The organism is Streptomyces sp. NPDC057638, assembly GCF_042800315.1.
Lineage (GTDB): Bacteria > Actinomycetota > Actinomycetes > Streptomycetales > Streptomycetaceae > Streptomyces.
In genome coordinates, this window is the sequence record NZ_JBHVHF010000216.1 from 1 (window position 1) to 14,300 (window position 14,300).

At 71.4% G+C, this 14,300-nt stretch carries 7 protein-coding genes and 1 pseudogene; 5 read left to right on the top strand and 3 right to left on the bottom strand.

The window, feature by feature from the left end; genetic code table 11:
• Nucleotides 1-292 precede the first annotated feature (292 nt).
• Entirely contained in the window at nt 293-2,674 is a 2,382-nt protein-coding gene (locus ACFVIM_RS24910) for a glycosyl hydrolase family 18 protein (RefSeq protein WP_384305270.1), read from the bottom strand.
• A gap of 834 nt (nt 2,675-3,508) precedes the next feature.
• Here ACFVIM_RS24910 and ACFVIM_RS24915 point away from each other — a divergent pair.
• Complete coding sequence (locus tag ACFVIM_RS24915) at nt 3,509-4,546, top strand: helix-turn-helix domain-containing protein (RefSeq protein WP_384305273.1); 1,038 nt, start codon at nt 3,509-3,511, stop codon at nt 4,544-4,546.
• A 256-nt stretch (nt 4,547-4,802) separates the two neighbouring features.
• Here ACFVIM_RS24915 and ACFVIM_RS24920 read toward each other — a convergent pair whose 3' ends face one another.
• Nucleotides 4,803-5,372: a hypothetical protein gene (locus ACFVIM_RS24920; protein WP_384305276.1), complete on the bottom strand. Its 570-nt coding sequence runs from the start codon at nt 5,370-5,372 to the stop codon at nt 4,803-4,805.
• A 147-nt stretch (nt 5,373-5,519) separates the two neighbouring features.
• The gene (locus ACFVIM_RS24925) at nt 5,520-6,299 is read right to left on the bottom strand and encodes an SDR family oxidoreductase (RefSeq protein ID WP_384305278.1); all 780 of its coding nucleotides are present in this window, start codon (nt 6,297-6,299) and stop codon (nt 5,520-5,522) included.
• A gap of 507 nt (nt 6,300-6,806) precedes the next feature.
• On the opposite strand from ACFVIM_RS24925, the gene ACFVIM_RS24930 reads away from it, so the two are divergent.
• The 4 genes and pseudogenes from ACFVIM_RS24930 to ACFVIM_RS24945 form a co-directional block, all read left to right on the top strand.
• Nucleotides 6,807-10,862 (top strand): BTAD domain-containing putative transcriptional regulator, encoded by a 4,056-nt coding sequence (locus tag ACFVIM_RS24930; RefSeq protein WP_384305281.1) that lies wholly within the window; start codon nt 6,807-6,809, stop codon nt 10,860-10,862.
• Between the two features lie 718 nt (nt 10,863-11,580).
• Nucleotides 11,581-13,197: a carboxylesterase/lipase family protein gene (locus tag ACFVIM_RS24935; RefSeq protein ID WP_384305284.1), complete on the top strand. Its 1,617-nt coding sequence runs from the start codon at nt 11,581-11,583 to the stop codon at nt 13,195-13,197.
• A gap of 106 nt (nt 13,198-13,303) precedes the next feature.
• Nucleotides 13,304-13,720 (top strand): MazG nucleotide pyrophosphohydrolase domain-containing protein, encoded by a 417-nt coding sequence (locus tag ACFVIM_RS24940; RefSeq protein WP_384305286.1) that lies wholly within the window; start codon nt 13,304-13,306, stop codon nt 13,718-13,720.
• A 323-nt stretch (nt 13,721-14,043) separates the two neighbouring features.
• Nucleotides 14,044-14,270: pseudogene (locus tag ACFVIM_RS24945) on the top strand (site-specific integrase); the annotation flags it as partial.
• Nucleotides 14,271-14,300 lie beyond the last annotated feature (30 nt).

The following is a 14,300-nucleotide window of genomic DNA, read 5'->3' on the forward strand; positions in this document are numbered from 1 at the left end:
GGGGGGGGGGGGGGGCGGGCGCGGGCCCGCGCCTGAAGGGGTGAGGCGCGGGCCCGTGGTGGGGGGAGGGGAGGGTCGGAGCGCCGGGTGGGTGGCCCGTCGGTGGTGGTGTCGGTCGTGGGTGCCCTGGTGGCTGGGAGGGGTGGTGGTCGGGAGGAGTGTCCGGCGCCGGTGGGGAGGGTCCGGCGCCGGACGGGGTCGGTGTCAGGGTGGTTGGTGTTCGGAGTGCTTTGGTGCAGGTCAGGTCAGGTCAGGTCAGGGCGGGTCGGGTCGGGGGCGGAGTGGGGCGAGGTCAGGGCAGGCCGGTGTGGAGGGCGGACATCAGGGTGCCGGTCGGGGTGTCGCCCGCCATCTCCCAGACCATCGCTCCGAGCAGGCCCTTCGACCGGATCCACGCGGTCTTGCGGGCGATGGACCAGGTGTCGTCGAAGCTCCACCACTGGCCGCCGGGACCGGTGTAGCCGTAGGTCGAGCCCGACTGTTCGTCGTGGTAGACGGTCATGTTGGGCAGGGCGGTGACCATGTTGTGGTAGCCCCGGATCCCCGCCTCCTCCGCGAACTGGCCGGGTGCGGCGCCATTGGCCTGCTGCCACTCGCCGTTGACGCCCGGCGGTCCGCTGACGACCTCCTTCCAGCCCCGTCCATAGAAGGGGAAGCCGACGGTCAGCTTCCGGGGATTGACCCCGGCGTCGAGGTAGGTCTGGACCGCCTTCTCGACGCTGAAGTCGAAGGGGTAGGGGTCCTGGGCATCGCGGTGGAGATTGGCCTGGTGTCCGGTGCGCAGGGGCTCCCATGAGTTGTCGGAACCGGAGCCGTGGAAGTCGTACCCCTGGACGTTGGCGAAGTCCAGATAGTCGAAGATCCGGGTGAGGTCCCAGCCTGCGGCGATCTTGGCGGGGTCGGCCGGGGTGAAGGCGGTCAGCAGCCGGTGCTCGCCGCCGAGCGCGTCGAGCTGGGCGCGGAACTCGGCCAGGAGCGCGGTGAGATTGTTCTTGTCGGCCGGTCCCCAGTGGTTGCCGGGATGGCCCTCGGCGCCCGGCCACTCCCAGTCGATGTCGATGCCGTCGAAGACCCCGGCGCCGGTGCCCGGGCCGCCCGCGCCGTTGTAGACGGGCAGATCGCCCCGTATCCAGACATCGATGCAGGAGCGGACGAACTTCGCCCGGGAGGCGGGTGTCGCGGCGGCGTCGGCGAAGAACTTGGAGAAGGTCCAGCCGCCGAGGGAGACCACGAACTTCAGATGCGGGTGCTTGGCCTTGAGCTTCTTGATCTGGTTGAAGTTGCCGCGCAGCTTGCCCCAGCCGTCGTCGGCGATGCCGTCTACCGACTGGGCGGCGGACATCGGCCGTCCGTAGTCGGCGTCGGCGTCCCCGGCGCCGGTGCCCTCGTTGGGGTCCTGGGGGTTGCCGGAGACGCCCTTGGTGACCCCGGCCTGACAGGTGAGGTTGACCGGATCAATGTTCTCGAAGGCGTAGTTGACGACGTCCAGCTTGGCGGCGGCGCCCGAGGTGTCGAGGTTCTTGATGAAGTACTGGCGGCCGTAGATGCCCCACTGGGCGAAGTACCCCACCTTGTAGTAGTTGCCGGGCCCCGCGACATCGTCGGTGGTGGCGGAGACCGTGGCCGAGGGCGGTGAGCTGTTGTCGGCCGTGTCCCGTGCCCGGACCGTGAAGGAGTAGGTGGTGGCGGGGGAGAGCCCGCCGACCGTCGCCGAGGTGCCGGATACCGTGCGCGCCAGCGTCGTCCCCCGGTAGACGTCGTACGCGGCCACGGCGACATTGTCCGTCGACGCGTCCCAGGCGAGCGAGACGCTGGTCGCGGTCCTGGCCGTCACCCGGGGCGCACCCGGCGCGGTGGGGGGCACCGGGTCGGTGGCCGGGTCGACCGTCCGCAGGGCCACCGGGGGGCTCAGGGGACCGGTGTTGCCCCGGGTGTCCTTGGCGCGGACGGTGAGGGTGTACGGGGTGGCCGGGGTCAGCCCCGTGACCGTGGCGCTGGTGGCGGTGGAGGTCGCCACCACACTCGCACCGTTCAGCACCTCGTAGGAGGCCACCGGGTAGTCGCCCGCGGTCGCCGCGCCCCAGGTCAGGGCGACGGTCCGGGCGGTGATCGCCGTGGCGCTCGGGGTGCCCGGCGCGGTCGGCGGGACATCGGGGGTGCCATCGCACTTGTCACCGTTGACGGTGCAGCGGTTGGGCGCGGTGAGCTGGTTGTTGGTCAGGAACCAGTAGCTGTACGGCTCGGTGGTGCCGCCCGCCGGGACGGTGCCGTTGTAGTGGGCGTTCTTCACGGTGACGCGGTTGCCGTTGACGGTCGCGTCCCCGTAGTAGTGCCCGCCGACCGAGGTGCCGGGCGGGAGGTCGAAGTCCAGGGTCCAGCCGGTGACGGGCGTGGTGCCGCTGTTGCGGATGACATAGGTGTTCTTCCACCAGCTGCCGTAGTTCTGGGTGGAGAACGTCGCGGTGAGGGTGCCGGCCCGGGGCTGGGGTGGGGCACCGGCCGCGCTGGAGGGGAGCGCGGCGAGCGGGAGGAGGAGGGCGCTGAGCAGGACCGCGAGGATGTGCCGGAGGGGGCGGGGGTGGCGGGTTCGGTGGATGCGCTGGGGGCGGCGGGGGCCACGGGGGGTTCTGGGCCCGGGGCGGGGTGGGGGTGGGGGAGTTTGGCGGGTGAACATGGCGCTCCCTGCGGGTGGTTGGGATGGGGCGCGAGCGCTCGGCTGATGAGGGTGGGGTGGTCGGGGTGTGGGGTGGTGGTCGGTGGCGGGTAGAGCCGTGCGCATGTTCCTGCCGGTCACTGTGCGCTTGGTCTGGACCATCGGACAGGGGGTGGGGGTGTCGGCTTTCCGACGCTGTCGGGTTTCCGATGGGAAGGGGCGGCGCGGTGTTCGGTACGGGGGTGTTGGTGCGGTGTTCATGAGGTGTTGGTGGGGTTACGGGCGTGGTTTCGGTGGGGGTTTGGTGCGGGGTGGTGCTTGGGAGGGTGGGCGTGGGGCGGGCTGTTGGACGGGGCCGTGGGGATGGAGTGACGGATGGGGCTGTTCCTGGTCCTCGGGGTGGCTGGGAGCGGCGCGGGTGAGTGGCCGGGCTGACCGGACAGAGGTCTGTACCTGTACGGGGAGCCGCCTTACCGTCGGAGACCCCACCGGCCTGCTGGGAGAGGCGATATGACGGGACATCGGCGGCGGGGGCGAGCTGGTTCGGCCGGGGGTCCGGTGCTCGGGCCGACGGCGCGGCGGGAGCCGGTCCCCTTCCGAGGGGCGGCGGATACAGGGGAGGCCGAGGTCATGGAGGATGGCGCGGCCGGGCGGGGAGGGGAGGGCGTCGACGCTTCGGGGAATGGCGGGGCCGGGCAGGGTAGGGAGGGCCCCGACCCTGGTTCCGGGTGCGGTTCCGGTTCCGGTTCTGGGTCTGATTCTGGGTCTGTGCTGGGTGCCGTGTCTGGTGCTGTTTCCGGGCGGGAGACGGAGGGCTTAACTCCGGGGCGGGCGCGATGGCTGGGGGCGCTGGGGGTGTCCGCCGAGGACGAGTCGCTCTACCGGGCTCTGCTCGCCCGCCCCCGGGCCACCGTGGCCGAACTCGCCACCACCACCGGCTGGGACGTCGCCCGATTGCGTCGCCGACTCCGTTCCCTGGAGCGCAGGGGCATGCTCACTCGCGTACGGGACCGCCCCGCCCGCTTTCGGCCCGCGCCCCCGGATACCGTCGTCGAACTGCTCACCCTGCGCCGCCAGGAGGAGTTCGAGCGTGCCCGGCTCGCCGCCGCCGCCCTCACCGAGGAATTCTCCGGCACTCGCCGGGAGGGGCCCGTCGCCTTCCAGGCGCTGGGTGGGCCGGAGGCGATCGGCCGGACCCTCCGCCAGATCCTGCGGGCGACCCGTGAGGAGCTGCTGTCGCTGGATCGGCCACTCAGCCCCGTACCTCTGATGACACCGGCCGCGCGGGGTGTACGACGGCGGGCGATCTACGGGCACCGTGCTCTGGACACGCCCGAACGGCTGGCGCTCTCACGGGAGCGGGCACGGGGCGGGGAGGAGTGCCGGGTGCTGGATGAGGTGCCGATGCGGCTGCTCATCGCGGACCGCAGGGTCGCCCTGGTCTATCTGGCGCCCATGGCCCGAACGGGTGGGGAACGGTCCGGCGCCGAGCGGGCGGAGGGGGCTGGAGGGGGCCAAGCGGGTGGTGCGGCCGAAGTCACGGAGGCGGAGTCGGCCTTGTTGCTGCGGCCGTCGGCGCTGCTGGACGGGCTGGTGATCCTCTACGAGCTGCTCTGGCAGCGTTCCGTACCCCTGTGGTCGCCACCACCGGGCACGGCGACCGGATCCCTTTCGTACGAGGATGAGCAACTCCTCGCGCTCTCCGCGTCCGGGCTGACCGACCAGGCCATCGCCCGGCGGCTCGGGGTCGCGCAGCGGACCGTTGAGCGGAGGATGCGGCGGATCATGGATCTGTTGGGTGCGCGGACCCGGTTCCAGGCTGGGCTTCAGGCGGCGTGGCGCGGGATCGTCAACGGGGCGCGTACCGCACCAGGAGCATCTCCTCGCCGCTGATCAGCAGCCGCTCGCTGAGCGGTCGAGCCCCCGCCAGTCCCACTCGGCCCAGAAGACCAGCGCCCGCTCCGGCGGCCGGGGCCGCAGCCGCTCCGGTGGTGTCGTTCACACGGCCCCGAGGTCTGCGCGATCGGGGCGCGCACAGGTACCTGACGATCCAGGGGTGAGAGGTGCCCCTCCGCTCACGCGCAGGCGAGGGGAGGGCTTGGCGAGTGCGGGACCCCGGGTGCCCGGGATCCCTTCACTCATCCATCGCTCAGGCGTCCTTGTCGGCGCCTTCGGTCTTCTTGGGGTTCTCGTTCTTCTGGTCGCTCTTCTTGTCGGCTTCGCCGGCCCTGTCGTCCCCTGTGACCGTGTCGGCCTTTCCGGCCTCACCGGCCTCATCGGGCTCACTGGTCGCGGCGTCCTTGCCGCTCGCGCCGTCGTCGAACCGCGCGTCCAGCACGGTGTCCAGCTCCGTCTCCCACTCCTTGAGCAGGGCCTTCGTCGGGGCCTCGACATCGTTCTGGAACCAGCGCTGGGCGGAGGTGTAGACGGTGACGCTGAAGCGACGTCCGAAGCGGGGAATGTCGATCTCCACCGCCCCGATCTCGTCCCAGCGGAACTCCGCCATCTCCTCGTCCAGCCGGAAGGTGATCCCCGTACCGTCAGCGACGATCGAGCCGCGCCGGTCGGACACCTCGAAAACCGGACCGTCGTCCTTCTGCTCGGGCGTGGCCTCCTCGCTCTTCTCGGGCTCCTCTGCCGCCGCCTCCGGAACCTCGTCCGCAAGCCGCCCCGCGACTTCCTCGCTCTCGCCCTCTTCGACACCGGGCCGCGGGGGCACCAGCCCGGGGATGAACGCGGGGTCGACGCCAGCGGCGGGCGTCGGCGTGGCACTCGGACTCGGCGTGACACTCGGACTTATACGCTGCTGATCCACGGCCAGCAGTATGGCCGACAATCCTGTGCGGGGGCACCGGAGGGCGGGCGATCAGTGTGAGTCGGCCGCCCACTCGGCACTGAGACCCTGCGCGAACCCACCGTCCACGGCCAGCTCCACATTGGTGCTGAACGTGGCCTCGGCGGCGAGGAAGAGAGCGGCGGCCGCGACTTCCTCCGACGTGCCGGCCCGACCCATCGGCGTCGCCCGGTTCCCTTCCTCCACGAACTCCGCGCGCTGTTCCGGCGTGAGCCCGATCATTCCCATCGACGGGGTGGCTATGAATCCCGGGGCGACCGAGTTGACCCGTATCCCCCGGGGAAGGAACTCCCCGGCCAGGACGTGGGCGAACGCCCCGACGGCCTCCTTCGAGCCCGAGTAGGCGCTCATCCCGGGGAACACCCGGTCGTTGGCGACGGTGGTGAAGACCACCGATCCCCCCTTGGTCAGGAGCGGGTCCAGCGCCTGGACCGTGAAGAAGGCCCCCTTGGCGTTCACATTGAAGTGGCGGTCCCAGGACTCCTCGGTAACCTCCGCCAGCTCGGAGAAGTGGGCGTAGCCGTGGTTGACGAAGAGGTGGTCCACCAGGCCGATCCGCTGCTGGACCAGGTCGGCGAGGGCCGCTATGTCCGCCATGCTGGCCGCGTCGGACCGGACGACGTGGCTCTTCGTCCCCTTCAACGCGGTGCGGGCCTCCTCCAACGTCTTCTCATTGCGCCCGGTCACCACCACCTCGGCACCGCCGTCGAGCAGACCGCGCACGATCGCCAGGCCCATGCCATGGGTCCCGCCCGTGACGACCGCCTTCTTACCCTCGAACCTGCCGGACATCCGGTCTCCTCAGTTCTCCGCACCGCTGGCGTGCCAGCGGCTGCGTCCGTGAATTTCTCGGTACGGCCATGACTCTCCGCCTCTCCGCTTGCGGCCCGGCTGCGGTCTGGCTGCGGGCCTCCTGCGGGCTGCTTTCGGTCCGCATGCGGTGCCGGGGCCACCGCCGCCCGCGGCCGCCCCGGCACCGCTCGGCTGCGGTTCGCTTGCGATGTGCATGCGATCCGCATGCGGTAGGTCCGTGGCCACCCGTGTGCCAGCTGTTGACCTGGCGATCCCCCGCCCCGGCACGTTCCGGCGCCATCTCCGTCGTTCCGCCTCCGCAGGGATCCGTAACGGCTCAGGGCCGATCCCGTACCGGACCGAGACCGGCTCCACGGCCTGGGCCAGGTGCGGGCCTGCACCGGGACAGAGGTGATCCGGAGCGGCTTCCGACGGAGTACGAGCGCTGCCAGGTGGAGTTATCCACAGGGCTACGAGTGATCGGGCGGGCCCTCGTACGCTGGGGCGATGCGCTTCGGAGTGTTGGGATCACTGGCCGTATGGACGGCTGACGGCGCCTCCGTGCCCGTGCCTGAGGTCAAGGTCCGCGCACTGCTGGCCGGATTGCTGATCGATCCTGGCCGGGTGGTCTCCTCGGACCGTCTGGTCGAGGACCTCTGGGGCGACGCCCCGCCGGCCCGCCCCGCGCGGGGACTCCAGACCCTGGTTTCCCGGTTGCGGGCCGCGTTCGCGGAGGCCGGCGGCCGCGAGCTGGTGGTCTTCCGCCCACCGGGCTATCTGCTGCGGACCGGCGAGGACGCGGTCGACGCCGGGCGCTTCGCCACGCTCTCCGAGCGGGCCCGCGGCACCTCCGACCCTCGTGAGCGCGCCGCCCTCTTCGCTGAGTCCCTGGCTCAGTGGCGCGGTCCCGCCTTCGCCGACTTCGCGGACGAGCCGTTCGCCCGCGCCGCCGTGGCCAGACTGGAGGAGCTCAGGCTGCTGGTCTGGGAGGAGTACGCGGAGACCCGGCTGCTCCTCGGTGAGTACGGCCCCCTCACCGGCGACCTCGCCGAGCTGACGGCCCGCCATCCGCTGCGAGAGCGCCTGCGCGCCGCCTATATGCGGGCGTTGTACGGAGCGGGCCGCCCGACCGAGGCACTGGAGGCGTACGAGGACCTCCGCCGCCACCTCGCCGAAGAACTCGGCCTGGAGCCCGGGACGGAACTGGTGGCGCTCCAAAGGGGGGTGCTGCGTCAGGAGCCGGGGCTGCTGCGCATGACGGAACAGGTTCCCTCGCTCGTCGGACCATCGGGACATGCCCTTCCGCTGGCGAAGGGTGCCCCACTCCGTCCCGCCCCGTCGGCGGAGGGCGGCGCGGCGGCCCCGCCCCGTCCCGCCCCGCCGACGGAGGGGGCCGATGCCTCCATCCCCGCCTCCCGCCCGGCCGGTCCCTCTCCTGCGGAACCGCTGGCCACGCCGGAGACACCTGGGTCCGGTCAGGCCCTCACCCCGTCAACGGCGACCCTTATCCGATCAACGACCCTCAGCTCCTCCGTACCCGCGCCCGCTGTCCCGGGGCAGTTCGTCGCACCCGCCACCCCGCCACCTCTCCCGCCCGCCACCTGGGTAGCGCTCTCCCCGGCCGGGGAGGCGGACGCCCACACCACACCACTCCCTTCCTCCCACCCCCGCACCAACCTCCCCCTCCCCGTCACCGGGCTCATCGGCCGCTCGCGGTCCGTCGCCGGGATAAGGGAGGCGCTGACCGAGCATCGGCTGGTGACGCTTGTGGGGTCCGGAGGCGTCGGCAAGACCCGGCTGGCGCTGGAGGTGGCGGGTGCCCTGACCGAGGACCTCACTGACGGGGTATGGCTGGTGGAACTCGGCGGACTGACGCGTTCCACCGGAGCGGCCGCGGATGGCCCCGCCGAGATGGTGGCGGCCGTACTGGGCATCAGGGACGACGCCCGGCCCCGCCCGCATGCCACGGTCGAGCGGCTCGCCGAGACCTTGCGTGACCGTCGCATGCTGCTCGTGCTCGACAACTGTGAGCATGTCGTGGAGTCGGTCGCGTGCCTGGTCAGGGCGCTCTTGCTGGCGGTGCCCGGCCTGAGGGTGCTGGCCACCAGCAGGGAGCCGCTCAGCCTCTCCGGTGAGCGGCTCTGGTCCGTACCGCCGCTGGATGTGCCCCGGCCGGACGCGTCGCTCCCGGAGGTGGCGCGTTCCGGCGCGGTGCGCCTCTTCGTGGCGCGCGCGGCCGCGGCGTCCCCTGGCTTCACGTTGACGCGGGAGAACGCCGGTCCGGTGGCCACCATGTGCCGTCGGCTCGACGGAATACCGCTCGCGCTGGAGCTGGCGTCGTCCCGGTTGCGTGCCCTCGGCGCGGCCGAGCTGGCCGAACGCCTCGACGACCGGTTCGGTCTGCTCACGGCGGGCCCCCGGGACGCTCCGGCCCGCCAGCGGACCCTGCGCGCGGTGATCGACTGGAGCTGGGAGCTGCTGACCGCGGCCGAGCGCACCGTACTCAGCAGACTCGCGGTAGCCGCCGACGGCTGCTCCCTGTCGACGGCGGAGGTGCTGTGCTCCGGCGGTGGAGTGCGGCCTTCCGAAGTGATCGACCTGCTGGCACGGCTGGTGGACCGGTCCCTCGTCGTGGTCACGCACGGAGCTGACGGACCGCGCTATCGGCTGCTGGAGTCACTCGCCGCGTACTGCCTGGAGAGACTCCGTGAGCCGATTCCCGGCCGGATGACGGAGTACGAGCGGCTGCGCCGCGCCCACGCCCGCCACTACACGGCGCTCACCGAGCGGGCGAACGCCCGGCTACGCGGCGCGGAGCAGCGTGTCTGGCTCACCCGCCTCGACGCGGAGGCGGCCAATGTCCGCTGTGCCCTCGACACGGCGGTGCTCACGGGTGACGCGGCGCTGGCCCGGCGACTGGTACGCGCGATGTCCTGGTACTGGTTCCTGCGTGGCCGGCTCCGGGAGGCGGCCCGTTCCCTGGCGACGGCCCTGGAGCTGTCGGGCGTACGGGTGAAGAGCGCCGTGCCCCCCTTTCCCGGCACCGACTGGTCGGCTCGGGGAGCGGCGGCCGAGTCGCCGCCGTGGCCGCGTCAGACCTCCTTCCGGCCGTCGCCGGAGACCGGAGCGCCGGAGACCGGAGCGCCGGAGACCGGAGCGCCGGAGACCGGAGCGCCGGAGACCGGAGTACCCAAGACCGGAGTACCCAAGGCGGGGCTGCCCGAGAGCGGACGTCCCGAGGGCGGGCCGTCTGAGTCCGGACGGTCTTCCCCCGGCCTCGCCGACGCGTCTCCGTCGCCAGAGGAGACGGGTCCGGCGACCCCAGGCTCGTCCGTGGATGGACCACGGCCCGGGGATCTCCCACCGGATCCATCCGAGTCGTCGCCTTCCCCTTCCCCTGAGGCCCTTCTGGCCTGGCACGCGGGGATGACGCTCCTCGCGGGCGACACCCGGGTGGCCGATGCCTGGGGCATTTCCCCGCCCGCCCGCCGAGAGGTGCCCCAAGAGGTGTACGGGGACATGTCGGTACGCCAGCAGCGGTCCCGACGCTCCGGACCGCGCCCGCTCCACCCGTCGATATCCCTCCATGAGTCGATCGCCGATCCCCGCGAGCGGGCCGGTGCGGGCTGGCTCCTCGGCCATACCGTCACCGTCTTCGGCCCGATGGCGGTGGCCGAGGAACTCATCAGCCGCACGGTGGAGGACTGCCGTGCCTCCGGTGACCACTGGGGCGTGGCCGCCGCCCTGAGCGTCCGCGGTGTGCAGAGGCTGGTACGAGGGGAACTGGCGGCCTCACGCCGTGACGGCGAGCGCAGCCTCACCCTCTTCGCCGAGAGCGGCGACCGCTGGGGTCGGATGCGGGCCCTGGTGGTGCTCGGCGCGCTCGCCGAGATCGAGGGTGACTACGCAATCGCCGAGAGCCACCGCCGTGAGGGGCTGCGGATCGCCGAAGAGCTGGAGCTGTGGACGGAGGTGTCCATCCACTGGTCGGAGCTCGGAAGGATCGCGCTGCTCACCGGGGACCACGCCCGAGCCGACGAACTCCATGAACGGGGACGGCGGCTGGCCGTCGAGTACGGCGACCGACGCGCCCAGGAGTCCGCCGAGATCGGGCTCGCGCTGACCGCGCGCCGCCAAGGCCGTCTGGAGGAGGCGGAGCGCCATCTGCGTACCTGGCTGGAGTGGAATCGTCGGTTCCCAGCGGAGAACGGTACGGCGCTGATCCTGGCCGAACTGGGCTTCGTCGCTGAGCAGCGCGGAGACGCCGAGACCGCCCTGAAGCTCCAGGAGGAAGGGCTCGCCGCCGCGCGCGACACCGGAGACCCCCGGGCGGTCGCCCTCGCCCTGGAGGGTCTGGCCGGGGCTCACCGCCTCGCGGGCGATCCCGTCCGCGCGGCCGGGCTCCTGGGGACTGCTTCCCGAACCCGTCTGTCCTTGGGAACGCCGCTGCCTCCGGGTGAGCGCGGGGACATCGACCGCATCGGGTCCGCCCTGAGGTCGGCCCTGGGCGAGGAAGGCTTCGCGACCGCTTTCGCCACGGACCGGGACCCGCTGGAGCGGTAGCGCGAGGAGGGAAGGGGCGCGCTGGCGAGGTAGCACGCCGAGGGGAGGGGCGCGTGGAGACGACGTACGAAGGAAGTCGCGCGCTGAGGCAGCCTCCGGCACGGACCCGGCGGACGTACCTGACAGACGGGGCTGACGGACGGGGCTGACGGACTCACCTGACGGGCGAGGCCGCGCGCCGGAGTAGGGAACTGTGTCGCCCCACCAGGGGTGCGCTTCGGACGCACCTCGCACCCTTCCGCCGCCACACCCTCCCCGTGACGCCACTACACCGCCACCGGAAGCGCTCACCAGCTGTCAGAGGTCAGCCACCGTCGGGCCGGTCGCATCGCTACCCTCCGCCGGAGCTCCACTCTCCTCTCGCGTACTCCCTCCCCTCCGCCTCACAGGCGACTCCTGGCGTGAATCACCCCACTAGTCATCCGATCATCATGCACGACTACTTTTAGACGAGATCCAACTATTCGGTTCATGCTGCCGACAAGTGACTGACCCGTCAGTAGAGGTGACCGGCCTGCGGTTCGGATTGGCCTAAACCACCGATGTTTACTTTGCAGCCAAATCCTCGTAACCCTGCCGTTGCCCCTGGTTCGCATGGATAGCATCGGCGTCACCCTCAACGGTTCTGCCATGGAAGAGCCCTTATGCGGCTGATGCGCTGTGTGTGGCATGCGTCAGGTATAGGGCCTTCTCACACTCGGTAGGAGTCCCTATGAGGATGTCGATCCGTTGGGTGCGGCCGGTCGTGGTGATGACCGCCGCTCTCTCACTGAGCCTCACCACCGTCGCGGTGGGGGCTGAGGAAACCGCCGCAACACAACAGCCGCTGACCGTCCGGCTGGACACGGGCCTGGTGCGAGGCTCCCATGACGGTGAGAACAGAATTTTCTCCGGCGTCCGCTACGCGCGGCCCCCGGTCGGCGCGCTGCGCTGGAAGGACCCGGTTCCGCCCGAACGATGGAAGGGAGTCGCGAAGGCCACCGCGCCCGGACATGAGTGCGCCCAGTTCGGGGGCGCTGACGGCCGCCAGCTGAGTGGCGCCGAGGACTGCCTCTTCGTCAACGTCTACACACCGCGCACCCCGTCCACGACCCCCCGCCCCGTCATGGTGTGGCTCCACGGCGGCGGATACACCATCGGCTCCGGCAACGCGTACGACGCCGGGCGGCTCGCCGCGCAGGGCGACGCGGTCGTGGTGACGGTCAACTACCGTCTCGGCGTCTTCGGTTACTTCGGTCTCCCCGGTCTCGCCGGTGCGGGCGGCTTCGGGCTGGCCGATCAGATCGAGGCGCTCCGCTGGACCCAGCGCAACGCCGCCGTGTTCGGCGGCGACCGCGACAACGTGACCGTGTTCGGTAACTCCGCCGGGGCCATGAGCATCTGCGCGCTGCTGACCTCGCCCGCCGCGCGTGGTCTGGTCGACAAGGCCATCATGCAGTCGGGCACCTGCATGAACGAGTGGCCGAGCGGGACACTGGTGCCCGTGCCGGGCCTGCCGTCGATCACTCCGTACAGCTCCCTGCGACAGGCACACTCCACCAGCGGCGCGGCCGCCACGGATCTGGGATGCCCATCCGGCCGACGCCAACTCGCCTGCATGCGGGCGAAGTCGGTCGAGGACCTGATGCCGGTGAACGATCGATTCGCCAGCCATCTCAGCTACGGCACACCGCTGCTGCCGGAGAACCCCGCCGTCGCGTTACGGAAGGGCCGCTTCCTGCGCGTCCCGGTGATGTCGGGAGGGACGAGGGACGAGAACCGTGGCTTCATATCGGGTGCGATCCGCGCGGGAATCCCGGTCACAGCCAGCGAGTACCCGGTCCTCATGAAGGCCGCGTTCGACGCCAAGGCCGATCAGGTCATGGCACGGTACCCGCTCTCGCAGTATCGTTCCGCCGCCCTGGCCTGGGCCACGGTCGGGACGGACCGGGGCTGGGCCTGCCCCAAGCTGACCGGCGAGGGGCTGCTGTCCACCCGTAATCCGGTCTACGCCTACTACCTCACCGACGACGAGGCTCCCAACGTCAACGGCATCCCCCAGGAGTTCCCCCCGGGGGCCGCCCACGCCAGTGAGCTCCCCTACCTCTTCGACCTCGGTGGGGCCCCCTGGCCGGAGATGCGCCCCGAACAGTGGAAGCTCGCCGACCAGATGATCATGTACTGGACGACCTTCGCCCGCACCGGCGATCCCAACGCACCGGGCACCCCCCGCTGGCCCCGTTTCAGCCCGACCAGCGACACGGTCGTCTCCCTGAAGCCGGGGACTGACGGAATCCGCCCATCCGACTACCGCGCCGAACACCGCTGCGAGTTCTGGGACGAGATGTCCCGGTGATCACCGGACGGCGTCCGCCGAGGCTCCACAGAGCCCCGGCGGGCGCCGTCTCCGTACCGGTGAAACCGACGACAGCGCCGCAGGCCACAGCCGTAGAGTCGACACCATGCACTCCTCCCCCGCCGCCCTGGTCCATGAATTCCACCGCGCCTTCGGCCTCGACGCCCGCTCCGCCCCGACCGAGATCCCGCGCACCCTCGCCGCCCACCGCCGCGACCTGCTGGAGGAGGAGGCCGCCGAGGCCGCCGAGGTCGCGGTCGACGGCCCGCTCGACAGCCTGGCCCAGGAACTCGCCGACGTCGTCTACGTCGCGTATGGCACCGCCCTGGTCCACGGCATCGACCTCGACTCCGTCCTCGCCGAGGTCCACCGCGCCAACATGTCCAAGCTCGGCCCCGACGGCACCCCGGTCCGCCGCGCCGACGGCAAGGTGCTGAAGGGCCCCCACTACGAGGCGCCGGACGTGGCGGCGGTGCTGCGCAAGCAGGGATGGACCGGGGGCGCGGCCCCTGACGAGAAGTAGCCCCTCACCGGGCGCGACCGCCAGGGCCGGTGCCCCTGCCATCCGCGCCACCAGGGAGGCGCCCCGGAGGATCGGGACCGCGCGCTGGATCGGCCATCGGAATCCGTGGCGGACGCCGGACGGCAGAGCACACGACGAAAGCTCCGGCCGCCGAGCGATGGGAACCTTTGTCTGCCCTGGTGGGCGTGGGAGAAGCGACGAGACGAAGAAAGAGGACCCACGTACGCGCGTCCCGGTGGCCGGACCCGCTACATCCGCTACGCCTCGCCCCTGTTGCTACACGAAGCACCCCGCTGACCTGCGGTGTAGCAGGTGTAGCGGTTCGCGACGCCCGACACACGGCCGCCACGGTGCTCATGCTGCTGGGTGTCCCGGATCGCGTCATCGACCAAATCATGGGCTGGGAGCCGGGTGCGTCCGCGCGCATGCGGGCGCGCTACTCCACGTCCCTGGAGCCATGCTGAAGGAGGTGGCCCAGAAGATCGCGGTCGCCCTCTGGGGAGCCACAGAGAAACCCGCTGTGGACAAAAACCAGGACAACGGAGGCTGAGCAACGTCGAAGGGCCCCACCGTTCCCGGT